The organism is Candidatus Epulonipiscium viviparus (assembly GCF_030708075.1).
Taxonomy (GTDB): Bacteria; Bacillota; Clostridia; order Lachnospirales; family Cellulosilyticaceae; genus Epulonipiscioides; species Epulonipiscioides viviparus.
The window spans coordinates 1,774,502-1,801,021 of sequence record NZ_CP117982.1 but is presented as its reverse complement, the minus strand read 5'-3'; the positions used below and the strand labels follow the sequence as shown (position 1 = coordinate 1,801,021).

The 26,520-nt window shown below is 35.9% G+C and carries 27 protein-coding genes; 15 read left to right on the top strand and 12 right to left on the bottom strand.

Translation table 11 applies throughout. The features are described 5' to 3' along the window. From fabK to miaA, 4 genes are all read right to left on the bottom strand, one after another. Positions 1-948, bottom strand: coding sequence for an enoyl-[acyl-carrier-protein] reductase FabK (gene fabK, locus PCY70_RS07525; RefSeq protein ID WP_305766876.1), 948 nt, complete (start codon positions 946-948; stop codon positions 1-3). 15 nt (positions 949-963) lie between these two features. Continuing rightward, a complete protein-coding gene (gene acpP / locus PCY70_RS07520; RefSeq protein WP_010168220.1) occupies positions 964-1,194 on the bottom strand; it encodes an acyl carrier protein in 231 nt (76 codons plus the stop codon). A gap of 66 nt (positions 1,195-1,260) precedes the next feature. Then, positions 1,261-2,361 (bottom strand): beta-ketoacyl-ACP synthase III, encoded by a 1,101-nt coding sequence (locus tag PCY70_RS07515; protein WP_010168222.1) that lies wholly within the window; start codon positions 2,359-2,361, stop codon positions 1,261-1,263. Positions 2,362-2,373: 12 nt separating this feature from the next. Beyond that, complete coding sequence (gene miaA / locus PCY70_RS07510) at positions 2,374-3,375, bottom strand: tRNA (adenosine(37)-N6)-dimethylallyltransferase MiaA (RefSeq protein WP_305766875.1); 1,002 nt, start codon at positions 3,373-3,375, stop codon at positions 2,374-2,376. A gap of 184 nt (positions 3,376-3,559) precedes the next feature. On the opposite strand from miaA, the gene asnB reads away from it, so the two are divergent. Beyond that, a complete protein-coding gene (gene asnB / locus PCY70_RS07505; protein ID WP_305766874.1) occupies positions 3,560-5,383 on the top strand; it encodes an asparagine synthase (glutamine-hydrolyzing) in 1,824 nt (607 codons plus the stop codon). 19 nt (positions 5,384-5,402) lie between these two features. Further along, on the top strand, positions 5,403-6,575 hold the full coding sequence (locus tag PCY70_RS07500; protein ID WP_305766873.1) for a MalY/PatB family protein: 1,173 nt from the start codon (positions 5,403-5,405) through the stop codon (positions 6,573-6,575). Positions 6,576-6,652: 77 nt separating this feature from the next. Here the strand turns inward: PCY70_RS07500 and PCY70_RS07495 are convergent, their stop codons facing one another. Both PCY70_RS07495 and PCY70_RS07490 read right to left on the bottom strand, forming a co-directional pair. Next, on the bottom strand, positions 6,653-7,882 hold the full coding sequence (locus PCY70_RS07495; RefSeq protein ID WP_305766872.1) for a hypothetical protein: 1,230 nt from the start codon (positions 7,880-7,882) through the stop codon (positions 6,653-6,655). A gap of 24 nt (positions 7,883-7,906) precedes the next feature. After that, entirely contained in the window at positions 7,907-9,691 is a 1,785-nt protein-coding gene (locus tag PCY70_RS07490) for an arylsulfatase (RefSeq protein ID WP_305766871.1), read from the bottom strand. Between the two features lie 190 nt (positions 9,692-9,881). Here PCY70_RS07490 and PCY70_RS07485 point away from each other — a divergent pair, with 190 nt between their 5' ends. Continuing rightward, a complete protein-coding gene (locus tag PCY70_RS07485) occupies positions 9,882-10,613 on the top strand; it encodes a flavodoxin family protein (protein WP_305766870.1) in 732 nt (243 codons plus the stop codon). 3 nt (positions 10,614-10,616) lie between these two features. Here PCY70_RS07485 and PCY70_RS07480 read toward each other — a convergent pair whose 3' ends face one another. From PCY70_RS07480 to PCY70_RS07470, 3 genes are read right to left on the bottom strand one after another with little or no spacing between them, the layout of a single operon-like run. Beyond that, complete coding sequence (locus PCY70_RS07480; protein ID WP_305766869.1) at positions 10,617-11,702, bottom strand: undecaprenyldiphospho-muramoylpentapeptide beta-N-acetylglucosaminyltransferase; 1,086 nt, start codon at positions 11,700-11,702, stop codon at positions 10,617-10,619. A 58-nt stretch (positions 11,703-11,760) separates the two neighbouring features. Beyond that, positions 11,761-12,348, bottom strand: a complete 588-nt coding sequence (rdgB, locus tag PCY70_RS07475; protein WP_010168238.1) for an RdgB/HAM1 family non-canonical purine NTP pyrophosphatase — start codon at positions 12,346-12,348, stop codon at positions 11,761-11,763. Between the two features lie 29 nt (positions 12,349-12,377). Next, positions 12,378-12,512 (bottom strand): hypothetical protein, encoded by a 135-nt coding sequence (locus PCY70_RS07470; protein ID WP_010168240.1) that lies wholly within the window; start codon positions 12,510-12,512, stop codon positions 12,378-12,380. A 179-nt stretch (positions 12,513-12,691) separates the two neighbouring features. Here PCY70_RS07470 and PCY70_RS07465 point away from each other — a divergent pair, with 179 nt between their 5' ends. The 7 genes from PCY70_RS07465 (at position 12,692) to PCY70_RS07435 (ending at position 21,877) form a co-directional block, all read left to right on the top strand. Next, the gene (locus PCY70_RS07465) at positions 12,692-13,219 is read left to right on the top strand and encodes a DUF4364 family protein (RefSeq protein ID WP_305766868.1); all 528 of its coding nucleotides are present in this window, start codon (positions 12,692-12,694) and stop codon (positions 13,217-13,219) included. Between the two features lie 7 nt (positions 13,220-13,226). Further along, positions 13,227-15,158 (top strand): ABC-F family ATP-binding cassette domain-containing protein, encoded by a 1,932-nt coding sequence (locus tag PCY70_RS07460; RefSeq protein WP_305766867.1) that lies wholly within the window; start codon positions 13,227-13,229, stop codon positions 15,156-15,158. 127 nt (positions 15,159-15,285) lie between these two features. Then, positions 15,286-15,999: a stalk domain-containing protein gene (locus tag PCY70_RS07455; protein WP_305766866.1), complete on the top strand. Its 714-nt coding sequence runs from the start codon at positions 15,286-15,288 to the stop codon at positions 15,997-15,999. 168 nt (positions 16,000-16,167) lie between these two features. Then, positions 16,168-17,082, top strand: coding sequence for an orotidine-5'-phosphate decarboxylase (gene pyrF / locus PCY70_RS07450; protein WP_305766865.1), 915 nt, complete (start codon positions 16,168-16,170; stop codon positions 17,080-17,082). Continuing rightward, entirely contained in the window at positions 17,082-18,158 is a 1,077-nt protein-coding gene (gene carA, locus PCY70_RS07445; RefSeq protein ID WP_044149901.1) for a glutamine-hydrolyzing carbamoyl-phosphate synthase small subunit, read from the top strand. Before pyrF ends, carA begins: the two co-directional genes overlap by 1 nt. Then, positions 18,143-21,370 carry a carbamoyl-phosphate synthase large subunit gene (carB, locus tag PCY70_RS07440; protein ID WP_305766864.1) on the top strand — a complete coding sequence of 1,076 codons (3,228 nt, stop codon included), beginning with the start codon at positions 18,143-18,145 and terminating at the stop codon, positions 21,368-21,370. Before carA ends, carB begins: the two co-directional genes overlap by 16 nt. Before the next feature lie 27 nt (positions 21,371-21,397). After that, complete coding sequence (locus PCY70_RS07435; RefSeq protein WP_052296494.1) at positions 21,398-21,877, top strand: flavodoxin family protein; 480 nt, start codon at positions 21,398-21,400, stop codon at positions 21,875-21,877. Between the two features lie 134 nt (positions 21,878-22,011). Here PCY70_RS07435 and PCY70_RS07430 read toward each other — a convergent pair whose 3' ends face one another. Further along, positions 22,012-22,233 carry a hypothetical protein gene (locus PCY70_RS07430; protein WP_305766863.1) on the bottom strand — a complete coding sequence of 74 codons (222 nt, stop codon included), beginning with the start codon at positions 22,231-22,233 and terminating at the stop codon, positions 22,012-22,014. A gap of 181 nt (positions 22,234-22,414) precedes the next feature. Between PCY70_RS07430 and PCY70_RS07425 the strand changes: the two genes are divergently transcribed. Then, entirely contained in the window at positions 22,415-23,386 is a 972-nt protein-coding gene (locus PCY70_RS07425; protein WP_010168442.1) for an ABC transporter permease, read from the top strand. A gap of 16 nt (positions 23,387-23,402) precedes the next feature. Next, a complete protein-coding gene (locus tag PCY70_RS07420) occupies positions 23,403-24,302 on the top strand; it encodes a carbohydrate ABC transporter permease (protein WP_010168440.1) in 900 nt (299 codons plus the stop codon). Between the two features lie 84 nt (positions 24,303-24,386). On the opposite strand, the gene PCY70_RS07415 is transcribed toward PCY70_RS07420, so the two are convergent. Both PCY70_RS07415 and PCY70_RS07410 read right to left on the bottom strand, forming a co-directional pair. Further along, the gene (locus PCY70_RS07415) at positions 24,387-24,590 is read right to left on the bottom strand and encodes a DUF1858 domain-containing protein (protein ID WP_010168438.1); all 204 of its coding nucleotides are present in this window, start codon (positions 24,588-24,590) and stop codon (positions 24,387-24,389) included. 72 nt (positions 24,591-24,662) lie between these two features. Further along, positions 24,663-24,902, bottom strand: a complete 240-nt coding sequence (locus tag PCY70_RS07410; RefSeq protein WP_010168436.1) for a hypothetical protein — start codon at positions 24,900-24,902, stop codon at positions 24,663-24,665. A 203-nt stretch (positions 24,903-25,105) separates the two neighbouring features. Here PCY70_RS07410 and PCY70_RS07405 point away from each other — a divergent pair, with 203 nt between their 5' ends. The 3 genes from PCY70_RS07405 to PCY70_RS07395 all read left to right on the top strand — a co-directional run bounded on the left by PCY70_RS07405 (position 25,106) and on the right by PCY70_RS07395 (position 26,468). Then, the gene (locus PCY70_RS07405) at positions 25,106-25,507 is read left to right on the top strand and encodes a putative quinol monooxygenase (RefSeq protein WP_010168434.1); all 402 of its coding nucleotides are present in this window, start codon (positions 25,106-25,108) and stop codon (positions 25,505-25,507) included. 84 nt (positions 25,508-25,591) lie between these two features. Next, a complete protein-coding gene (locus PCY70_RS07400; RefSeq protein WP_010168432.1) occupies positions 25,592-25,948 on the top strand; it encodes a VOC family protein in 357 nt (118 codons plus the stop codon). Between the two features lie 16 nt (positions 25,949-25,964). Further along, a complete protein-coding gene (locus PCY70_RS07395) occupies positions 25,965-26,468 on the top strand; it encodes a nitroreductase family protein (RefSeq protein ID WP_305766862.1) in 504 nt (167 codons plus the stop codon). Positions 26,469-26,520: the final 52 nt, after the last annotated feature.

Below are 26,520 nucleotides of genomic sequence, written 5' to 3'. Positions count from 1 at the left end.
TTATATTTCAAAATCTATCATTTCACTACTTTTGCTGATTACTGCTTGTAATTCAGTTAAATAATCATCTATAATTTCTTTTGCAGACTGCTCCTTTGTTATCATTCCGGCTATTTGCCCAGACATTACGCTTCCATTAGTAACGTCCCCATCGACAACTGCAGCTCGTAGCGCACCAGCGCCTATTTTTTCTAGCTCTTCGATGTCTACATTTGCTTTTTCTAGCTTTTGAAATTCTCTAGTCATCTTGTTTTTTAAACTTCTAACCGGGTGTCCAGTGCTTCTTCCTGTGGCCACCGCATCCGTATCTGCGGCTTTAATAACTTTGTCCTTATAATTTTGATGCACGTTACATTCTTTTGCCACCAAAAATCTAGTACCCACTTGAACTCCGACAGCACCTAGCATCAGAGCTGCCGCAAAGCCACGTCCATCTCCTATTCCGCCCGCAGCTATTACAGGAATCTTCACAGCGTCAACCACTTGAGGTACGAGCACCATAGTAGTCAATTCGCCGATATGTCCTCCCGCTTCTGTTCCCTCTACAACTATTGCATCGACTCCCAATTTTTCCATTCTTTTTGCAAGAGCAACAGATGGTACTAATGGCATAACTTTCATTCCACTCTCTTGCCACTCTTTTAAGTATTTGGCAGGATTTCCAGCGCCTGTCGTCACAATTTCCACTTTTTCTTCTAATACAACTTTAGCCACTTCGTCAGCATATGGACTAAGTAACATTATATTTACTCCAAAAGGCTTGTCTGTTAAAGTTTTACATTTTTTAATCTCATCTCTAACCCAGTCTCCAGGTGCATTTCCAGCAGCAATTATACCCAATCCTCCTGCATTGGAAACTGCAGCGGCGAGGTCTGCATCTGCAATCCACGCCATCGCTCCCTGAAAGATTGGATATTTTATGCCTAGCATTTTGCAAATACTATTCATTACCCTACCTCCAAATTATTTTTGCTTAGTTTCAATCAGTTTAACAACATCCGCAATAGTTTTGATGTGCTCTTCATCTTCGCTTTCAATAGTCACTTCAAACTCTTCTTCGATGCTCATAACAATATCCACAATATCTAGTGAATCAGCTTCTAAATCATCTTTTAAGCTAGATTCTAACTTCACCTCTTCTGCTTCAATCCCCAATTTATCCGCAACAATCTCTTGTAATTTTTCAAATACCATTTCAATTTCCTCCTTATAATGTAACAATTATTATTTATCTTAACGGCCCATAGCCTCTTAAGAACTCTACCACTCAAACAAAATACTGCCCCAAGTTAGCCCGCCTCCAAAACCTACCATAATAATCTTGTCTCCTGCCTTAAAGTTCGCCTTTGCTTCATCTAGTGCAATCGGAATGCTAGCGGCAGATGTGTTTCCATATTTATCGAGATTTTTGAAAAACTTAGACTTATCTATATTGATTTTCTTGGCCGCAGTATCGAGAATCCTCTCATTTGCTTGATGTAATATAAAATGATCTACATCCGCAACAGTAAATTCCGTATTTTCTAAAACTTTTTCTATACATAATGGCACGACGGCAATTGCAAATTTGTAAACTTCTCGCCCATCCATTTTTATATAAGATTCAGTTTTTGGCTCTGCAGCTTCTGTAAAACAATTTTTAACCGGAAATCCATCTAACGAAAGTGCATTAATATTTCCTGCGCTTTGCGTGTATATACTTAATACTTTATTAACATCAGTTGCTTCATATACAACAGCACCCGCACCATCACCAAATAGCACACACGTATTTCTGTCTTTCCAATCTACAACTTTACTTAAAACCTCAGCTCCTATAACCAATACAACTTTTTCAGTTCCGCAACGAATAGCATTTGTGGCTATCTTAGATGCATATACAAATCCACTACAAGCAGCGCCTATATCAAACGCCGTTGCATTTGTAGCTCCAAGCTCTATTTGCACCATACAAGCCGCACTTGGCATAAACAAATCTGGTGTTAAAGTCGCCACTATAATCATGTCAATATCTTTTGCTGATATATTGGCCTCTGCCATTGCTTTTTTAGCAGCTTCTACAGCAAGATCTGTAGTAGAAATTCCATTAGAAATATATCGAGATTTTATACCAGTTCTAGTTGTAATCCATTCATCAGAAGTTTCAACTATTTTGGCTAGTCCATCATTTGTGAGAATAGTTTCAGGTCTTGCACTGCCTATACCACTTATTTTGACCCCCACCATATTAAACACCCCTTCATCAAAATCTACGCATAGAAATTCTAAAATCTCTACGGTGAATTTAACAGTCCTAAATTGAATATCTACTTTTATAATCCAACTATCCTCTATCGATATAGCAGCAGAGTATTCCAGCATAGCTGATACTAGTTAGTATTCCCTTAAATTAGATAATTCAATCATAGTATTTACTATTTTTTCAGAATTAAACCCAAATTTATCAACTTCTATAAAAATTGGATTAGATTGATTATTAAACCAGGTTAATTGACGCTTTGCAAATCGTCTAGTATTTCGCTTTAGCAGTGTAATGGCATCTTCTTGTGAAATCTCTTTTCTAAAATATGGGTACAGCTCTTTGTAGCCAATTGCTTGAATGGCAGCACACGTTTCTGGCAAACCTTTAGCAAACAACGTTTCCACTTCTGCAAACAAACCTCGCTCCACCATCGCATCTACTCGTTTGTTGATTCTCTCATATAATGTGGCTCGATCCATATTTAGTGCAAAGAAGCTATAATCATACGGCGAAACATTTGCGATACGTTTATTTTTTTCTTCTTTATTATGTTTTGAAATTGGCTCGTTGTTTTGATAAAAATATTCTATTGCTCTAATCACTCTTTTTATATTATTTGGGTGTATCACCTTGGTACTTTCTGGGTCAATTTCCATTAATTTACTAAACAGTGCTGCTTGTCCATGTTCTCTATAATACGCTTCCAACTCTGATTTATATTCTCTATCAGTATTTTCATCAAAAATGGTATCAAATAAAATAGCATTGATATAAAATCCGGTGCCTCCCACCAAGATTGGAATTTTTCCTCTACTCGAAATTTCTGCGATATGCTCTTTTACTTCGGCCTTAAACCAAGCAACAGAACAGTTTTCATGAGGGTCTAACCTATCCATCATATGATGAGCAACTCCGTCCATCTCTTGTACTGTTACTTTGGCTGTACCAATATCCATATTTTTATAAATTTGCATTGAATCAGTACATATAACTTCTCCTCCAATTTTCTTTGCAAGCAATACGCTAGTATCCGTTTTTCCAGAAGCCGTCGGCCCTGCTATCAATATAATTTTCATAATTATTCCTTTTTTTAGCCCCATTATAGCAAAAGGATATGCTTTTGGCAACAGCAAAACAATTGCCCCCCGATGCAATTACGCTAATATTTTGAATAAAACTTCTTTTTTAGTACTATACTACATAAGGGAAGATTTTTTATCCAGAAATAATTTCTCAATATTGTTTCAATTTAAAAATTTTTGGCTATAATGTAAAGGATTGTGTAAATATAATTAAGCAGAGAAAGGGGCCATACATATGTGTGGAATTTGTGGCTTTGTAGATAACAACTTTGTAGAAAAGCAAGACACTCTATCAAATATGATGAATAAGATTATTCATAGGGGACCAGATAGTAGTGGAGAATATATTGATGAAGTAGCGGCACTAGGATTTAGACGACTAAGTATCATAGATCTTGCTGATGGTTCACAACCCCTATATAATGAAGATAAGCGATTTGTTTTAACTTTTAACGGAGAAATTTATAACTATAAACACATTAGAGAAAAACTTATTGAAAAAGGACATACATTTAAAACTCATACCGATTCCGAAGTACTTGTTCATGGTTACGAAGAATACGGCACCAACCTGTTATCTCATCTACGAGGAATGTTTACCTTTGTAATTTGGGATAATGTGGAAAAAACTTTATTTGGTGCTCGAGACTTTTTTGGAATTAAACCTCTTTATTACTATAAAAAAGATGACTTATTCGTATATGGTTCCGAAATCAAGTCTATTTTAGAATACCCAAAAGTACCTAAAATTTTGAACGAAAAAACTTTGGAGCAATATTTAACTTTTCAATATTCACCACCTAGCAATACGTTTTTTAAGGGAATAAAAAAATTGCCTCCTGGTCATTTCTTTACTCTAAAAGATAACGAGCTTACTATTACCAGATATTGGGAACCTATTTTTAACGAAAAAGATGGCAATTTAGATGACTTTGTAAACCAAATAGACGAAACCATCAAAGGCTCTATTGCTGCTCATAAAATTAGCGATGTTGAAGTTGGCTGTTTTTTATCAAGCGGAGTAGATTCTAGCTATGTCGCCACATGCTTTAATGGAGATAAAACTTTTACCGTGGGATTTGATCATGAAAAATATAACGAAATAGACTACGCAAAGGATCTTTCTGATAAGATCGGCATCGAAAACTTTAGCAAAGTGATAACCAAGGAAGAGTATTGGGATGTTTTGCCCAAAATTCAATATTTTATGGACGAACCATTGGCAGACCCATCCTGCGTCGCGCTATATTTTGTGAGTAAATTGGCAAGCGAGCATGTTAAAGTTGTGCTTTCTGGCGAAGGTGCAGATGAATTATTCGGAGGCTATAATATATACAAAGAGCCAGTAGATAACGCCACGTATCACAAGCTTCCGCTATATTTTCGATCTTTATTTGCTAGAATAGCGACCGCTTTGCCATTCTCCTTTAAGGGCAAAAACTTTCTTATACGAGGTGCCAAAACAATAGAAGAACGCTTTATAGGCAATGCTTTTATATTCTCTGAAGAAGAGCGCAAAAATTTGCTAAGCATAACAACTAGCGCCAAGTCTCCTTTTGAATTTGTAAAGCCAATCTATAAAAAAGTCTTCAACAAAAGTGACGTAACAAAAATGCAATATCTAGACATGCACATGTGGTTGGTCGGAGATATTCTTCTAAAAGCCGACAAAATGAGTATGGCCAATTCTCTCGAGCTTCGCGTACCATTTTTGGACAAAGAAGTGCTCAATATTGCTACTAAAATTCCCTTAAAGTATCGTATCACTAAGGATACTACCAAGTATGCGATGCGTTTAGCTGCGAACAAAAACATGCCCGATGCAACAGCAAAGAAGAAGAAATTAGGATTTCCTGTTCCTATTCGCATCTGGCTTAAAGAAGAAAAATATTTTAATATTGTAAAAACCGAGTTTGTCAGTGACAACAGCAAGAAATTTTTCAACGAAGCCCCTCTTATGCAATTACTAGATGAGCATAAACTTAACAAAAAAGATAATAGTCGAAAAATTTGGACAGTCTTTATGTTTCTTGTGTGGTATAAAGAATACTTTGATTAAGAAATTGGAGGTTTTGCATATGTATGATTTACAAACTATCGTAAGTCGAAATGACACCGCTGCATCAAAAGTAGATAAATCGTGTATTAAATCCATATTAAACGTGAATTGCTTTGATGATTCCATACCTATGTGGGTTGCTGATATGGACTTTGCCTGTGCGCCAGCAATACTTGAAGCACTACACAAACGAGTTGATAAGGCTATATTTGGATATACCTCAAGAACTGCCGATTATTTCGATAGTATTATTGATTGGTATAGCAGAAGACATAACATGCAAATAGATCCCAGCTGGCTAGTGTTCAATCCTGGCACCGTTATTGCTCTTCGAAACTGCTTGCGTGCCTTTACCAAAGAGGGTGACGGAGTTATTATTCAACCTCCTGTATACTATCCTTTTCAAGCTCAAATTTTAGAAACTAACCGAACTGTTATCAACAATAACCTTATAAAAGATGACAACAATCACTATAGCATAGATTTTGAGGACTTTGAAAAAAAATGTAAAGACCCTAATACCAAAATCTTTATTTACTGCAATCCGCATAATCCAGTAGGTCAAATTTGGCCACCTGCAGATACCAAACGATTACTTGACATTTGTGCCAAGCATGACGTAATCATATTTTCAGATGAAATTCACTGTGATTTGATTCGAGCATCTGCAACATTCACTTCTGCATTAAATATCGACTCTACTGCAAAACTAATCGTTGCCACCGCTGTTACCAAAACTTTTAACGTCGCAGGATTGCAAATTACCAACCTAGTCATTTCGGATGCAACAATGCGTGCGCAACTAAATGCTTATACAGGCAAGATAGATATTTCACCATTTGCATCTGCAGCTACAATAGCGGCATATAACGAATCTGAAAACTGGGTTCTTGCTGTCAATGAAGCATTAGATGCAAACCTAGATTACATGGATACATTCATCAAAAATAAATTGCCTCGCCTTAAATTTGTAAAGCCCGAGGGAACCTATTTAACTTGGATCGATTTTAGTGATTATAACATCGAAAACCAAACATTGCTCGAAAAAATAGCAAACGAGGCACACCTCATTTTAGAAAGCGGCACTATGTTTGGACAATCTGGCACCGGCTTTATTCGAATGAACATTGCGTGTCCAAAATCCATCGTTATAGAGGCACTCGATCGATTGTACAAAGTATTTGGAGAATAGACAATAATTTTGATTACTACTGCGGAGGCAGCTTTTGCAGCACTGATTGCTTTTGCTACCCCTGCAATATAATAATCTTATTTCGCTGCAGCCTCGCGCGCCATTTGTACCCACTTTGCAAATCTCGTAGGATCATTTTGAACTGTACGCACATCTTTTAGAATTACTTCCAATTGTATATCCTTTGCTATGCTAAATATTTCGTTCAATTCTCGCTTTAGAGCTTCTTCTTCAAACCCCACACAAAAATATGACGGACTCACTTTTCTGCTATATATATAATCCTTTTTTAGCAGATCTCGCATCTTATATATGTCGCTCCATGGCGATACCGAAACTCTTCGCAATCTTGGAATTTGGCTAACATATTTCCATCTACCTTCTAGAGGTTCGCAACATCCATAATTATTTAGGCCAAATTTTTCTAAAATCGGTAGTTGATACGGAAAAATAAATTCTGCAAACATGTCTGGCGAGATTCCAACTGTTTCTTGACTCTCAGAAAAACCCCACTTTTGCATCGTATCCAAACCTTTACTTCTGTCCCAATCCGCTGGAAGCAACTGCTCTGTCCAGCCATATCCACCAGATCCAATAGCGATGTCCTTGTGGTTTGGATTCAAAATCCCCAAATTTTTCATTTGCTGTAAAAAGTTTAGATGCTCTTGCGTAAACCAACCCATCAGCTTGTGTAGCCCCTCAGGATCGTCATACATATTTAGCATCAGGTCTTCTAACCCAATCAGCTTAATTACTTCCCAGGTAATTCCATATGTCCAGCACTGCTCTCCCCGGTACTCCACATTTAGTATATCTCCAAAGACTTCTTCTGCAGCATTCTTTGCTTTAGCACTAGCTTCGGCGTCATGCGTAATTGTTCTAAATTCGAGCTTATCAAAATCTTCTTCTATATTATCGATCAATTTTTTGTAATGATAGCTTCCACCTTTAACTTCTGTTTTTTCGGCTTCTGCCACAAATGGGCCATACGCTGAAATTTTAGTTGCATATGGCACCGGAAATGTCGCAGTATAAGGCGCGTCATCCTTAATATATTTCATTCCATAAATATCTTTTTGCAAATTTCTTTCGTATTGTCTAAATCTAGGCTCCTTACATTTTAAACCACTTGTAGGCACCAGCTCATCCCAGCAACTAGCATCTGGCTGTGCCAATATTAATGGGCGAGCATTCGGGTGCAAATCATTATGCGCAATCCACTCATCTTTCAACTTAACTATTCTCGGTTCATTGGCCAATTCCGCAACTTGCTTTGCCAAGTCTCTTACTATTTCTCTATCTGTCATAATTTTGCTCCTTCCTCTAGCAAACTAGTCTACTTTCTCTGCATATACATAATATGCCCCAATACTTTTTCCATTTTCTAAGAAAAATCTCGTGCGCAGGTGATGCATTCCTTCTGTTAAATTTACTTCAAATACTACTTCTTTGGCTCCCGCCGCAACTGTACTTTCTTTTTTCTCACTCGCAACTCTAATGTCTGCTGCAACTATATTGTAAATTTTTCCAGCCTTTTCCCCATCCGCTATGCATTCCGTAGCTGGTAGCTCTTCACAACTAGCAGCAAGCGCCAGATCCGCTTCTCTCGGATATCGTCTAAGCTCAAATTTATACGTCCCAGGATCCACAACTTCTATAACCAGATACCCATTACTATCCACACCTTCTCTGATCTGCCTTTGGCTAAATGTCATCTTTGTACATTCATGCCACGCATGGGCAGTCATTGTTATCGGCTGATTCTTCATCAAAAAGAATGGCTTAAACTTCATCGCTTCTTGCAGCCTATCATCATACCATTCTTCATAGCATCTTGTAAGCTCTATCGCTAGTTCTTGATTTTCCTCATAGCAATCGTGCTCCTCATATAAATCTTTATCTATATTGTATATTTCTGGATTGACATCTTTACTAGAGCCAAACGATCCTCGCAGCATCGGATTTGATTCATTCGTCAGCGGGCGTACCAATCTCATGTTATTTTTGAGCACCGTATAATCTTTATATTTTTGTGGCATATCTAATTGCATATTATGAATCATTATTACACGATCCTCATTTAGATGCGTTTCTCCAGCTTTCAGCGCCTGCGCCATGCTTACTCCGTCTAAATTTTCTCCTTCTGGCAAACCACAAATGTCTATCAAAGTTGGTAGCAAATCAAATTGAGCAGTCAGTCCATACACCTTTCTCGCTTCTCCCAAAATATTTTTTGGCGTAGTTATAAAGCAAGTATTTCTGTGTGCACCTTCATATGTCGTGCCTTTTTTACCTCTCATTCCAGCATTAAACCCATCTTTTACCCAACCATTTTTATCCGTATCGCATCCTGTTGCAGTGCCATTATCACCAAAGAATATAATGATTGTATCATCGAATGCATTTTTAGCACGCAAATGATCCATAAGCTTTCCGATATTTTCATCTATACCTTCTATCATTCCAAAAAACTTTGCTCGCTTTGGCGGAACTCCCATGTCTATATATTTTTGATAATATGATGGCGCTATATTAAACGGTCCATGCGGTGCGTTAGTGGGTAGATAGCAGAAAAACGGCTTGGTTGCAGCTAACTGATCATCTATAAACTTTGTTGCAGAATCAAACCATACGTCTGTACAATATCCTTCAAACTTTGTGTTCTTTCCATTCACCTGATACGTGTCATCAAAATAGTCGTTATTCCAATAATCGGGCGTCTCTCCAATTACTCCTCCACCAAAAATGGTTGCAACATCAAAGCCTCTGTTTTCTGGCCTATATGGATACACATCTCCCAGATGCCACTTGCCAAACATAGCCGTTGCGTAGCCTCCATCTTTAAAATAGTTAGCAATCGTTTTTATATTAGGATCCATATAATATCGTCCATTTAGAGTAGAATAAACCCCAGCTCCAAATGAATATTTTCCCGAGATCAATGCTGCCCTCGATGGCGCGCACAGTGGATCTGTATGAAAGCTTTCTAAACTAATTGCGTTGTCATTTAACCAATCGAGATTTGGTGTTTTAAGCCATGGATTTCCATGCGCTGCCATATCTCCATAACCCTGGTCATCAGTTAAAATTATAATTACATTAGGTTTCTTTTGCATAACTTCCTCCACAAAGTAAATTTACTTTAGAATTTTAACATACTTTTGCTGTAAAATTTATATAATTTTTTATGATTTATTTTAAAAATTTAGCATATTTTCGCTGTAAAATCTATACATTTTTTTATAGTAGCATAAAAAATATTGTTTTAGATAATGCTATTTATATCAAATTATGAGGAGGACATTTATGAAAGTTATTGCTCTAAATGGTAGTAGGCGCAAACGATATACGCACAATTTGATTCATGATACGGCCGAGGTGTTGTATCACTATGGCATCGATGTGGAAATTATCAATTTATTCGATTATAATATACGCGAATGCATCGGATGTGAAAAGTGTATTCTATCTAACCAATGCGTTCTCCAAGACGATGCGGACCTTCTTATGCAAAAGCTTGTGGAATGCGATGGCATAATTTTGGCTTCTCCTGTTTATATGCAAGCTATTTCTGGCAAATTTAAAACTTTTATAGACCGCACTTGCAGATGGTTTCACAGACCAGAGCTTTACGGAAAACCTATTATTGTTATGGCAACCACCAAAGGATCTGGACTTAAACATACTTTGAAGTATCTGCAATTAGTTGTAACACAATGGGGTGCCATCAACGCAGGATCCATAGGTCGCAATATTCAAACTATGCACAAATCTGTGTCAGCAACGGAATGCAAGCAAATGATTGTTTATCTTAAATCTCCAAAAGACACATTTTCTCCTTCATTAAAAAGTCTCATATATTTTCAGCTACAAAAAGTGTTATCCCAAAATATTATAGCAACCGACGAAGAATATTGGACAAAAAAAGAGTGGTATTCACAGCCATATTATTTCGACTGCAATATCCACCCATTAAAAAAACTAATCTCTACTCAATTTTATAAACTACTCTCAAATAAAATTCATCCCAATAAATAGCTTTTATGCTTTTTTCGTTTTTTGATCTGGACTACTAACTTCTTTAATAACGTTGATCACATTCATAGTTCCGTTGTTGCTATTATTTTTACTCATTATATTACGATAGGTATCTTTATTGGCAAAAACATCCTTGATTGCTTCTACTAGTAATTCGTTATTGAGGTCTTCTTCTTGTATCACTTTTGAATATCCTTGCTTTTCCATAGATGCAGCATTTAAAATTTGATCACCTCTGCTTGCTTGTTTAGATAGTGGCACCAACACATTGGGGATTGCAAGTGCTACTATTTCAGCAAGCGCGTTTGCACCCGCACGAGATAGCATTATGTCGGCAGCCGCAAATATGTCTGGTAATTCTTCTCCTACATATTCAAATTGTTTGTACCCAGCTTTACAATCATATTCATTATTTATATTTCCCTTACCACATATGTGTACCACATTAAAAGTTTGAAGCAACTCATCTAAAGATTCTCTCAATGCTCCATTAACCTTTACAGAACCCAAGCTTCCACCCATTACTAACAAAATTGGTTTATCATTTTTCAACTGAGCCAGTCGCTTTCCTTTTGCCTTATTCCCTGCAAACAATTCTTCTCTAATTGGAGTTCCTGTTAATATTCCTTTTTTTCCCACATAAGATAAGGTTTCTGGAAAATTTACACAAATTTTCTTTGCGCCTTTAGATGCAATTTTATTAGCCAACCCTGGAGTTATGTCCGATTCATGAATTATTACAGGAATCTTAAGCATTTTTGCCGCTAAAACAACCGGAACACTCACATAACCTCCCTTAGAAAAAACAACATCTGGTTTAATTTTTTTCAGAACGCTATGTGCTTCTGCAAAACCATAGATTACTTTAAAAGGATCTTTCACATTCTCAAGTGTAAAATATCGTCTAAGTTTACCCGAGGAAATTGCATAGTATGGGATTCCTTCCTTTTCAATCAATTCTTTTTCTATCCCCTGCTTGCTACCAATATATTTAATATCCCATCCATCAGCTCTAAGTTTCGGCAACAGCGCAATATTAGGCGTGACATGCCCTGCTGTTCCGCCCCCCGTTAACACGATTATTTTCAATAACAAAACCTCCCTTATACGTTTAGATTCCAATTCATTTTATTCTAAATAACTTGATCTAATGCCACAATTGCTTATACCTATCGCCAATAATTTTTATAGCATTAGCTCTATGACTGATTTTATTTTTCTCTTCTAAGCTTATTTCTCCCAAAGATTTTCCATTTTCTATATAAAAGAAAGGATCATATCCAAAGCCTTCGGCGCCTTTTATCGTGTCACCAATATATCCTTCTATAGTGCCACGTACGCAGCAAAGCTCTTTTTCATTTTGATACATTGCCATAGCACACACAAATCTTGCGCTTCTATTTGCAGCACCTTTCAATCGTCGAATAATGTCGTTCATTTTATCTTCATAAGATGTTGCGTCTCCCAAATACCTCGCAGAATATATTCCGGGCTCCTTATTAATAGCATCAACTTCCAATCCCGAATCATCTGCCAAAACGATTTGATCAGTATATTTAGAAACCGCTTTAGCTTTTAGTCTAGCATTTTCTTCAAAGGTTGTTCCAGTTTCTTCTATATCAATATCTATACCTGCTTCTAGCATGCTTATGATATTAACATTCCAATCTTTTATCTTATCTTGTAGTTCTTTCACTTTGTGTTCATTTGTTGTTGCAAAGATTATTGTAGTCATATAATACTCCAGTTTTAAATTTTTACATATTATAATATATATGCAATTTTAATTTCTTCCTTTACTGGAATTTCACCTATATATTGCCTAACTAGTCCCATACACACTAACAGTACAAATGCTATTATCAACCACTTAATTATCCAAAACAAAAATTTTTTCATTTCCTTCCCCCCTCAAATTATGTAAGTCACTCTTCTTTTGTATAATACTCTCATTTCAATAGTCTGTCAACATAAATGACTTTATCTGATAAATTTTTCATTGCAACCAAAAAAACATGTTGAGAATTTGTAATTTTTAGTATAAAATAATGATAAAAATAGGGAAAGGAATATTTTAAATGATTTATGACCCAGTAGATACTACGCCTGATAAATTAATTATTCTTTATTTATTATCTAAAATACCAACTCCCCTGACGCTTTCACAAATTACTACTGCTATTTTGGAGCAAGATTACTGCGATTATTTTTCATTGCAACAAAATCTAGCACAGCTCAAAAATTCTTCTCTTATAGTTAAGAGCACCAGAGAAAATCTATCAAGCTATGCTATAACTCCAGCAGGTGCAGAGCTCGCAAAGACCCACTTAGATAAAATTAAAAAAGATATTGTGGCAGAGATAAATCAATTTATTTCCGATAATTATATGAGCGCAAAAAATATTTTAGATGTAAGTGCAAGTTATATAAAAGAAAAAGAACATGAATATATCGTAAATTGTAAAATCGTAGAAAAAACTTCTACACTTATTGAATTAAATCTTAATGTAAGTACAAATAATATGGCTAACTCCATTTGTAATAATTTTAAGAATAACACTAATGAAATATATAGCGAGATTTTACATTTACTTATGAGAGGATGAAAAATTTATGGTACTTGCGTTAAACCATGTAAAAAAAAGTTTTGACGATGTCGATGTTCTAACTGATGTTCATTTTCACGCAGAACACATGGATAAAATTGCTGTAGTTGGCAATAATGGTGCTGGAAAAACCACACTATTTAAAATTATTATTGGTGAACTTACTCCCGACTCTGGAGAAGTTACGTATACCAAAAATTGTGTAATAGGATATCTGTCCCAACACATGCAAATCAACTCTAACAATACTGTGTTAGACGAATTGCTTAGTGTTTTTAATCATATTTTAGAAATGGAGCAAAAACTTACCCAAATGGAAGCAGAAATTTCTAAAACGCATTCTGTTGCTCTTACGCTTCAGTATGATCAGCTAAGGCAAAATTTTGAAGATCTAAAAGGTTATAAATATAAAAGTTTGGTAAAAGGTGTTCTTAAGGGATTAGGATTTGAGCAATCTGTGTATGAGCAACAAATCCACACCCTTTCTGGTGGTCAAAAAACTCGAGTTGCACTTGCTAAATTATTACTAGAAGAACCCTCTATATTATTGCTAGATGAGCCTACAAATCACCTCGATATTGCATCTATTGAATGGCTTGAAACCTTTTTGAAAAACTATAAAGGCACAGTTTTAATCATTTCACATGACAGATTCTTCTTAGACAAAGTGGCTAATAAGGTAATCCATATCGAATTTGGTAAAAGTCAGCTATATCATGGCAACTATGACAACTTTATTATCGAAAGCGCTAAGGCTCATGAAGTTTTGGTTAAAGCATATGAAAAGCAACAGCAAGCTATCAACAAGCAAAAGGCTGTTATTGCAAAACTTAAACAATTTAATAGAGAAAAGTCTATCAAGCGTGCAAGAAGTCGTGAAAAAGCTCTTGCTAAAATTGACCCTTTGGAAATGCCTATGATAGATAACAAGCCTATGAACCTTATTTTAGCACCTAAAATAGATAGCGGCAAAGACGTTCTTGCTGTACGTGATTTGGGAGTTAGATTTGTTGGAAAAACCATTTTTACGAATATTAATTTTGATATAAAAAAAGGCGATAAAATCGCAATTGTTGGCCCCAATGGTGTTGGAAAAACCACTATGTTTAAAGTCATTTTGGAGCAGCTCAATGCATCTACAGGAATTGTTACCATCGGTACAAACGTTCATATAGGTTATTATGATCAAGAACAGCAGTCGTTGGATTTAACTAATACTATTGTAGAAGAACTACAACAAACATATCCCCATCTCAAAAATGGTGAAATTCGAAATGTATTAGCAGCCTTTTTATTTACTGGTGACGATGTGTTTAAGCAAATCAGCTCTCTAAGTGGAGGCGAAAAGGGACGCGTATCGCTTGCTAAAATTATGCTTTCATCTGCAAATTTTTTGCTATTAGATGAGCCTACAAACCACCTGGATATTATATCTAAAGAAGTATTAGAACGTGCTCTTAGTATATATCCTGGAACCATCTTATATATTTCACACGACCGATATTTTATAAATCAAACTGCTACTAAAATTTTAGAAATGGCCCCAGACTCTATGACACTATATCTTGGTGACTACGACTATTACCTCGAAAAGAAAAAAGAGCTGAGTCTAATCCGCCCACTAAATATGGTTGCAGCACAACCCGAACCTAGCAGCACTAATAAGCAAAACTGGCAAAAAAATAAGGAACTGCAAACCGAAATTCGTAAGCTAAATACCCAAATGACTAAAATAGAACTCAACATCGAACAAACCGAACAGGAAATATCCGATATAGATACAAAGCTTTGTTTGCCAGAATATTATTCTAACTTTGATAAACACGCCCCACTCTCTACTAGAAAACAAGCTCTAGAAACCCATTTAGCATTGCAGTATACAAAATTAGAAACACTAGACCAAGAGATCTCTCTTCTCAAAGAAAAAACTTCTGTCTAATACAATTAGATCCTAGATCCTACTCTCCACGCAAGGGTAGGAATTTTTAAATTGCAGAAAATTATTGTATTTATTTATAAAGTAGATTATACTAATGAACATATTCCTTATTTTGGGAGGTTGTTTAATGAAATTTTTTAAATCTCGATTTTTCATACTTTTATGCATCTTTACCAGCTTACCCATTATTACCACTGGTGATGCCTTAGATGAATGGACCATCATTTTATCTAATTTAGAGTTACGTACTGCTCAAATTAATGCCGAACTGAGCAATATACAACATGCGATTTCAGAACTAGAAGCCTCTTTTATTGGTCCTCCTCGAATTAACTACTCCGAAACACTAGCCGAATTAGAAGTCAAAGCGTATCAAAATTTACAAAAGTTAGAGGAAATCAAAAATGAATTACAAAATGTGTATAAAAATGTAAATGATCACGTTGTTAATGCACAAATCGATTTGAATACTTCAACCGGTCTATCTAAAACTTATGGCGGAGACGAAATAAGTCTTACTTTACTCTCTCCTCCATACATCGTGGATGAACAAGTATTGTTTAGTATACGCGATATTGCGTATCTATTTAATATTGCAGAAGAGAATATTTCTTTTACACTAAAAGATGATATGGTTGACCAAATTACTATATTATATGATGAGATTGTATATAAGTTTAACATAGGAAATCGTGTATTTTATAAGGATGATGAAGCTCTGTCATTAAATGTTGCTCCTGTAATTACATATGGATATACTTATTTACCTATAGAAGATATTGCTATTCTTTTTGACTTTCTTATAACTGTTAATAACAATATTGTAAGCATTATTCGATAATATTAAGGTTGACAATGACCCTGCTTCTATGCTAGTATTTAGCAAGATTAAGTTAGATTGCCTTTTAGGCTTTGCAAACATTTATCAATCTTAAAGAGGCAATGAGAAAGCGACTAAACTTTTTCATTGCTTTTTTTTTGCACAAATTTTATGAGAGGAAGTTTTTTGATGATTGACAGATTAATTACAAACATACAAGAGAAACAAAATCCCACCGTTGTAGGCCTCGACCCAACACTAGAAATGATTCCACATTTTATTAAAGAGCATTGCTTTAAGAAATGGGGTAAAACTCCCAAAGCTGTTAGCCGAATGTTTTATATGTTTAACAAAGAAATAATTGATCAAATTCATGATTTAGTTCCTGCAATCAAACCTCAAATTGCTATGTATGAAAAATATGGTCCCAATGGCATTAAAGCATATATCAAAACTATTGAATATGCCAAGAAGCATAACCTAGTTGTTATTGGAGATATAAAACGTGGTGATATCGCATCAACTGCTGCTGCATACGCTGCTCACATCGAAGGAGTAGATATAGACGGCGCATTTTTTGATATTTGGAAAGAAGATGCTGTTACGCTTAATCCCTATATGGGTTTTGATGGGATAGAACCGTTTATCAAAACTTGCGCAGACAAAGATAAAGGCCTATTTATTCTTGTTAAGACTAGTAATAAAAGCGGCGAAGAACTTCAAGATTTACAAGTAGGAGAAGAACCCGTTTATAATTTTACTGCAAACTTAGTTAAAGAATGGGGCAAAGATTTGATCGGTACGCATGGATATAGCAAAATCGGTGCGGTAGTTGGAGCAACCTACAAGAAACAAGGCGATTCATTGCGCCAGAGAATGCCTAATACGTTCTTTTTGGTACCTGGCTATGGAGCTCAAGGGGCAACCGCGGCAGACTTAAGCGGGTATTTTGATCACAACGGTATTGGTGCTATTGTAAATTCGTCTCGCGGAATTATAGCTGCATATAAATCACAAATTATTAGTGACAAACATTTTGCTCAGGCAGCAAGGTCGGCCGTTATTGCCATGCGTGATGACTTAAGAGGAGCGATAAAAATATGATGAAAGCACAGTTAATCTTAGAAAATGGGATGACTTTTGATTGCAAAGCATTTGGCTATATTAAAGAGACTATTGGAGAAGTAGTTTTTAATACCGGTATGACCGGATATCAAGAAATTTTAACAGACCCTTCATATTATGGCCAAATCGTTGTAATGACATATCCATTAATTGGAAATTACGGCATCAATCTTGATGATATGGAGTCTAAAAAAGCTATGGTTCGTGGATTTGTGGTTCGTGAAAAAAGTGACTATCCCAATAACTTTAGATGCGAACTCACTTTGGATGGTTATCTCAAGGAGCAAAAAGTTATCGGAATAGAAGGTCTCGATACCAGAGCACTGACAAAAATTTTGCGTGATTTCGGAACTATGAAAGGCATTATTTCTGTTAGAGAACTTACTCCTAGTCAAATCAAATTAAAAATGAATAGCTTTTCAAATTCTCATGCAGTCTCATCGGTTACCACTAATGATAAATACGAAATATCTGGTAATGGTCCACATATTGCAGTTATCGATTGCGGCACCAAACTTAATATCTTACGTGAATTTACCAAACGCGGATGCAAAATGACCGTCTTTCCTGCATTTGTATCAGCATCAGATATTTTAGCAGCTCATCCAGATGGAATCTTTATTTCAAACGGTCCTGCTGATCCTAAAGATATCCCTCAAGTTATTGCAACCATCAAAGAATTAATTGGAAAAAAACCCATCACTGGCATATGCTTAGGGCATCAACTTCTTGCATTAGCACTTGACGGAGATACAAATAAACTCAAGTTTGGACACCATGGTTGCAATCATCCTGTTCGAGATTTTATCTCAAACCGCGTATATATAACCTCTCAAAATCACAATTATCATATAGCCACACTTCCAACTGGCGCTGTCATTACCCACACAAATCTCAATGACCAAACTGTTGAAGGAATGTATTGCAAAGAGTTGGATATATATAGCGTCCAATTTCACCCAGAAGCTGCACCTGGACCCACTGATACAGAACACATTTTCGATGAATTTATAGACATTATTAAAGGAGGAAAGCTACAGTGCCAAGAGATTTAAGCATAAAAAAAGTACTTGTAATAGGATCTGGACCCATTGTAATAGGGCAAGCTGCAGAGTTTGACTATTCGGGGACTCAGGCATGTCAAGCAATTCGTGAAGAGGGAATCGAAGTAATTTTGGTAAATAGTAATCCTGCAACAATAATGACAGACAAAGAAGTTGCTGATAAAATATATATCGAACCTCTCAATGCGGCATTTATAGAAAAAGTTATTGCAAAAGAGAGACCCGACAGCCTTCTTGCCGGTGTTGGAGGGCAAACTGGACTAAATTTAGCAGTAGAGCTAAACGACCTCGGAATATTGGAAAAATATAATGTTCGAGTAATTGGCACCCAGATCAGCGCAATAAAAGAAGGCGAGGACCGCGAAAGCTTTCGAAAATTGATGAATCGTATTAATCAGCCTGTTATTGAATCCAAAACTGTAGAAACTGTTGCCGACGCAATTACTTTTGCTCGAGAAATTGGCTATCCTGTCGTCGTTCGTCCAGCTTATACATTAGGAGGAACCGGCGGTGGCATTGCAGAAACTGAAGAAGAGCTTAGCGAAATTGCTAGCAGTGGCATTCACTTATCTCGAGTTAATCAAGTCCTAATCGAAAAGTGCATCAAAGGCTGGAAGGAAATTGAGTATGAGGTGATGCGCGACAACTATGGAACTGTAATTACAGTCTGTAACATGGAAAACATTGACCCTGTTGGCATCCACACTGGCGATAGCATCGTTGTTGCTCCGTCTCAAACTTTATCAGATAAAGAATACCAAATGTTGCGTCGAGCATCTCTTGATATTATTTCTGAGTGCGATATCCGAGGAGGGTGTAACGTACAAATAGCGCTTCATCCAGATAGCTTTGAATATGCCATCATCGAAATCAACCCTCGTGTTAGCCGCTCATCTGCACTAGCCTCAAAAGCAACCGGATACCCCATCGCCCGAGTTTCTGCCAAGATTGCCTTAGGCTACGGATTAGACGAAATTGAAAATGCGGTTACAGGCAAAACCTATGCATGCTTTGAGCCCACTCTAGATTATGTTGTGGTAAAAATTCCCAAATGGCCATTTGATAAATTCTACACTGCCACAAGAACTCTCGGTACAAAGATGATGGCAACAGGCGAAATTATGGCCATCGGAAATAACTTTGAAAGTGCTTTCTTAAAGGGGCTTCGTTCATTGGAAATAGGCCAGTTTAGCTTTTCTCATTCTAAGCTTAGTAAATGCTCACTCAATGAGCTTAAGCAAAAAGTTGTAATTGCAGATGACGAGAGAATCTTTGCATTGGCAGAAATGCTACGACGCCATTATAGAAAAGAACAAGTCTGCAAAATTACTGGAATGGATATTTTCTTTGTAGAAAAATTTAGATGGATCGTCTTTCAAGAAGAAGCCTTAAAAACTATGGAATTTGAGGATCTAACACCAAATTATTTGCGCAAACTTAAAAAACGTGGATTTGCCGACAAAGCCATCGCAGAATTTATTCAATATACCGAAGAATCGGTTGTAACAGAAGCTGACATTCGCGACCTCAGATTTAAGTGGGGCATAGTTCCAACCTATAAGATGGTTGATACTTGTGGTGCCGAGTTTGAAGCACAAACACCTTATTACTATTCGACCTACGATACTAACGATGAAGTTACTGTTAGCGACCGCGAAAAAGTAATGGTGCTAGGATCTGGACCTATTCGCATCGGGCAGGGCATTGAATTTGACTACTGCAGCGTCCATGCCATTATGGCCCTCAAGAAATGTGGCTACGAAACCATCATCATAAATAATAACCCAGAGACAGTGAGTACCGACTTTAATACGTCTGATAAATTATATTTTGAGCCTCTCACAGATGAGGATGTGTATCATATATTCTTAAAAGAAAAACCAAAGGGAGTTATCCTACAATTTGGTGGGCAGACTGCAATCAAACTTGCTAACTTTTGTGAAAAGATGAATATTCCGGTACTTGGAACACAGCCTCGCCAAGTGGATGAAGCAGAAGACCGTGAAAAATTCGATGAAGTCCTAGAAAAGCTTCATATAAAACGTCCTAAAGGAAAAGCGATTTGGAATGTTGCAGAAGGATTGGCTGTTGCATCAGAGCTTGATTATCCTGTACTAGTACGCCCTTCGTATGTGCTTGGGGGGCAAGGAATGGAAATAACCTTTGAAGAAACAGAGTTGCAGCGATATCTAGAAAATGCCTTCGATCGCGACAAAGAAAACCCAGTTTTAATCGACAGATATTTGATGGGACGCGAAATAGAAGTAGATGCGATTTGCGATGGAGAGGATATCCTAATACCCGGAATTATGGAGCATCTAGAGCGTGCAGGAATCCACTCTGGAGACAGCACCACCATGTACCCTAGCGTAAATATTTCTGCTGCAATCAAAGAAAAAATTATCAACTGCACCAAACTTTTGGCAACAGAACTCAAAGTTTTAGGAATGATAAATATCCAATATATCGATTACAAAGACGATCTATATATTATAGAAGTAAACCCTCGCTCAAGCCGTACTGTTCCTTATATCTCAAAGGTTACAGAAGTGCCTATAATAGAACTTGCCACCAAAACAATCTTAGGACAAAAATTACGAGATTTAGGCTATGGCATCGATTTATATCCTGAGCCAAAAGATTTTTATGCAGTAAAAGTTCCCGTATTCTCTACTGAAAAATTACCTCAAGTTGAAGTCAGTCTTGGTCCAGAAATGAAATCCACTGGCGAGGTATTAGGCGTTGGCAAAACTCTAGAAGAAGCATTGTATAAGGGCTTTATAGCAGCCGGAAAAAAATTGCCTAACCGATGCGGAACTATCGTCGCTGCCATTCAACTGCATGATCAAGATGAATTCGTTGCAATAGCAAAAAGATTTGCTGATATCGGCTACACATTCATTGCCACCGAAGGAACTGCCCATAAATTAAAACTTGCAGGAATCGCAGTTCAAATTATTGATAATTGGTCTCCAGAAAATGTAGAGTTGTTAAATTTAATTAGAAGTGGTACAATAGACTTGCTTGTTAACACTCCAACAAAAGGCAATGACAAAGAACGTGACGGCTTTAAAATTCGAAGACTCGCAATCGAATCTTCAGTTCAAATTGTAACTTCTTTGGACACATTAGCTGCAATGGCCGACATAGCAGTTAAAGATGTTGATATAGATAAGGTGGAGATTTATAACTTAGGATTTTAATTTGTAGCGAAAGGAATGATCATTTTTATGAAAACATTAGTAGTTTACTATTCACGAAAAGGCAATACCAAACGCGTTGCCGAAGCTATAGCAAATGAATTAAGTGCAGAGTTATTTGAAATTAAACCTTTGAAAAAATATGGTTTTTTTAGCGCACTTTTTGCTAGTAAATCTCAAATTAAAAAGGGTGTCGCACCTCCTCTAGAAGATTCAAACGTTGAAATGAACAAATATAATGACGTTATAGTTGGCACTCCTGTTTGGTGGGGGTCTTTTGCACCTCCTGTTAGATCCTTCTTACGAAAACAAGATCTATCTCGCAAACCCGTTAGAATTTTTTGCACCTGTGGCGGCAAGCCCGGCAATGCCATCGAAGATTTAAAAAATTTTATTGGTGATCGCAATGTTAAAACTACTATGGAATTTAAGATGGGTAATAGAAAATTGAACCAAGAAAAATGGACTGCTATAGAAACTGCCGCTCGTGAATGGGCTAAAAAAAGATAGTAACAAAAAAAGCAGATTAACTTTGTGTTTTTGCACTTTGTTCATCTGCTATATTTTTGACTTATTTTCCATTAATTTTATCGATTTCTGCTTGCCAAATAGGCCACTGAGATTCTATAGATTCCATAACAATTTTATTTCCCCACCTTCACATTGCTGGAAATAAACGTGGAGTAATCTGGAATTGCAACATCATCGCTCCTCATCAACACGATACTTTCCTCTACTGCTCGCGAGTCTCTATATAGCGGATAGTATGCTGCAAACCAATCATCTTCATATCCAGGCGCCGGATCTCTAATAAATGGCGATGGCATCCAATGCTTTTTGAAATGTACTATTTTGTATAGTTCCATATTTTATCTAAACATATTTTGGCAATCGGTATATTTGGGCATCTATTACTTGACAATAACATATCTTGCTGCTACTATTATATATAATTTGTTCACAATATTCATATTGATTATACATACATTATTTATTTTTTTACTTGCTTCTGCAATATGAATATTTTTTTGAAAGGAGATATATATAATGGAATTAGCAAAAAGTATTCGATCCAAGAAAACCAAGCTCACTCCAGAACAAAAATTAAGACAAAAAGCAAAAACCAAGCTACTTGTGAAGAAAAATAAAATGCTATATTTATTTTTATTACCGGTTATAATCTATATTATTATCTTTAATTACCTGCCTCTATACGGTATACAAATAGCGTTCAAAAATTTTAATTCAGGTCTTGGCATTTGGGATAGTCCTTGGGTTGGTATGCAATGGTTTGAAATGTTTTTTAATTCACCTAGGGCTTGGACACTCATCAAAAATACTTTATCACTTAGCTTTTTCTCTATTGTAATCGGATTTCCCATTCCAATTATATTAGCGCTTATGCTTAATAGTTTAAAAAATGAACGATTTAAAAAATTTACTCAGACAGTAACGTATATGCCTCATTTTATTTCGGTCGTAGTATTGGTGGGCATGATTACTGCATTCTTATCTCCGCGCTCTGGTTTTATTGTAACGTTGCTAGAGCCATTTCTCGGAGAAAGAATTTATTTTATGGGTGACGCACAATATTTTGATGCCATCTACGTCCTCTCCGGTGTTTGGCAAAGTGCAGGCTGGGGGTCCATTATATATATTGCAGCACTTTCTGGAGTAAGCCCCGAATTACATGAGGCAGCCATAATGGATGGTGCTACTCGATTTAAGCGTATTTTTTATATCGACTTGCCTTCTATTGTACCTACTATTATCATTTTATTAGTATTACGATGCGGATCATTGATGACAGTTGGCTTTGAAAAAGTTTTACTCCTTCAAAATAATCTCAACTTGTCACAATCGGAAGTTATTTCAACCTATACGTACAAGCTAGGTTTATTGCAAAGCCAATATAGCTATTCAACAGCAATTGGATTGTTTAATAATGTAATCAACTTCATTATCTTAATATTAGTGAACAGGTTTGCCAAAAAATTATCTGGCAGTAGCTTGTGGTAGAAGGTGAGTGATAACAATGGCACAAAATAATAATAAAATTAAAGACTCAACAGCAGATAAAATTTTTTATGCAATAGTTTATGTCATATTAGCAATTGTACTTGTGATTGTAATATATCCATTATATTTCGTGGTTGTTGCTTCGTTTTCTGATCCTGTATATGTTAATAGCGGTGAAATTTTACTCTATCCAAAAGGAATTACTTTTGTTGGCTATCAAAAAATATTAGAAGATACCAGAATTTGGCAAGGTTATCTTAATACAATTATATATACTATTGGAGGTACCATTTTTGGGCTATTAGTATGTATTCCGGCTGGATATTCTTTATCTAGAAAAGATTTGCCTTATAGAGGCGTTATTATGGCATTACTTGTGTTTACAATGTATTTTAGCGGAGGCCTAATCCCTACATATTTAGTAGTACACAATATAGGTCTTATGGGAACTCGTTTATTAATGATTATTATGGGTACAATTAGTGTCTACAATATAATTTTGATTAGATCCTTCTTTGGCAATTCTATTCCATTAGAGCTACAAGAATCTGCAGAAATTGATGGCTGCTCCAACGAAAAATTTTTTACCAGTATAGCGTTACCACTTGCTAAGCCCATCATTGCCGTTATTGCTTTGTATATTGCAGTTGCTCAATGGAATGCTTACTTTGCGCCTATGATTTATCTATCAGATTCCTCTAAGTATCCTCTTCAACTTGTACTAAGAGAAATTCTTGCCCAAACTAATACCGGAACTGAAATTACCGATCCAGAAGCACTGGAGCAATTAAATACTATGGCAGAAGTTATTAAATATGGTGTTATCATAGTTTCATCACTACCTGTAATATGTATTTATCCTCTAATTCAAAAATACTTTGTTAAAGGTGTAATGGTTGGCGCATTAAAAGGTTAAAAAATAATTGAAGTGTCGGCACCCAAATCGCTGACACTTTTTTATATTAAAAAGCCCCCCGTTGGTATCGAGGGAGCATAAAACTTAAATACCTGCTAGCGCATCATTAATTTGTGTTTCAAGTTCATCAGCATTAAGTCCATGATGCATACACGCTTCTTCTAAAGTTTCGCCTTGAGCTGAAGGACAGCCTAAGCAATGCATTCCAGAATTCATAAGAACCGGGATTACAACTTTGTCCACACTAAGAATTTCACTTATTGTCATAGTTTTAGATATCTGAGCCATTTTTTCATTCCTTTCTATATTCCATAATCGCTGTATATTATAAACTGTTTACTCAATTTTGACAAGGGGTAATTATAATTCATCATTCCAATCCATTCTATCTTGTAGCGGCTTTATAAATATTTTTAATATAAGCATTGTGAACATACACATCCATAAAATCATCAACAATGGTCGGAGAGCTTTTGAAGTTTTCGGAAAAACTGTTCCAATAATAATTCCAGTTATCACACAACAAGCCTTCAAAAAACTCACATCCATCAAGTCTAACTCAATTTCCATATCTTCCATTATTTTTAAATATTTATTCATACGATTCCTCCTTTTTATCATATTATTACTCAAAACTTCTTATATAATACATCTATAATATATCGTCGCATAACGACCACATTAAGGTATAAATATTTTGGATAAAAAATTTTATAATTGCAAATAATAGAAATAGTATGTATAATGGATCCTATAGCAACTACATCTAATTTCCTTTTTATCAAATTGAAGGAGGCATTAATATGTTAAACAAAGCAATGTGGATCATAGAAGGTAAAATTAAGCCAGGCAAAATTCAAGCTTATCTGGATATTATGAAAGAACGCATTGATATCGTGCAAAAAGAAGACGGTATTATTAATTATGAATGGGCTTTAGGAGAAGACGAAGAAAGCATTACTATTCGAGTAGAATATTCAGATTCTGCAACAGCACGTATGCACCTTATTAAACTAGCAAACTTTGCTGATCATTATTTAAAATTAATTGACTTAGAAAAAATTCTCGTATATAGTGACCTATCTCCAGACTTGAGGGATGCAATATCAAGCTTAAATCCTATATATATGAACTATATAGGAGGGTTTAGTAAATCTGAAGACGGTGTAGCCCAAGAAATAACATCTGAAATCACTAAAAACTAATACCCAAGTTTCAAAAAATTATTCACATACTACAAATACTTGATTACTATTACAACAAATTTTAATTTACGAAAGGAAATAACAATGTTAGATCATATCAATTTGACAGTACCAAATATTAATGAAACCGCAAAATTTTATACTGATGTACTAGGCTTTACAGTTACCGGAGATTTTAATACTCCAAGTGGCAGATTTTTATTTGTTTCCAAAGACGGAGTAACTTATGAAATTCTAGAAAATGCCACTTTAACAGCAGCAACAGTGGGTCATATAGCGCTTAAAAGCACCGATATCGAGGCAGATTATCAAGCGTTAAAAGCTCAAAATGCTAAGCTTTTAGGACCTGTAAAACAAATAGATTTTATCTTTAATGGAGCTAAATTCTTTTTTGTAGAATCTCCATCAGGTGAACAAGTAGAGTATATTCAATTATTATAAATATTTGGAGGATGTTATGAACACTATTTTTACCCGACGAAGTGTACGTCAATTTAAAGACACAATCGTAGAAGCAGAAAAAGTAACTCAAATTTTGAAAGCCGCAATGCAAGCACCATCTGCTATGAATCAACAGCCTTGGGAATTTATCGTTGTTACTGGACGCAAAAATCTCGATGCATTACAACCATTTGGACAATATACTACGCCCCTTTCCACTGCAACAGTCGCGATAGTGATAGTTTGCCCTAAAGATAAGTTGAAAGTTCCTGGTAAATGGGAACAGGATTTAGGAGCGGCAACACAAAACTTGATGCTAGAAGCCTGTGACTTAGGTTTAGGTAGCGTGTGGTTGGGTGTTACACCAGATGAGCCAAAAGTAGACTTTATACAAAAATTATATAATTTACCGTCTGAAAAAGTACCTTATTCTGTGGTCGCTCTTGGATATCCAGCTAAAGAAAATGCGAACGTATTTGTCGATAGATTCGATGAAAATAAAATAACTTATGTTAAATAAACTCTAGAGGAGACTTTCTCCTCTTTTTTGTGCATAAAATTATGTATAATTT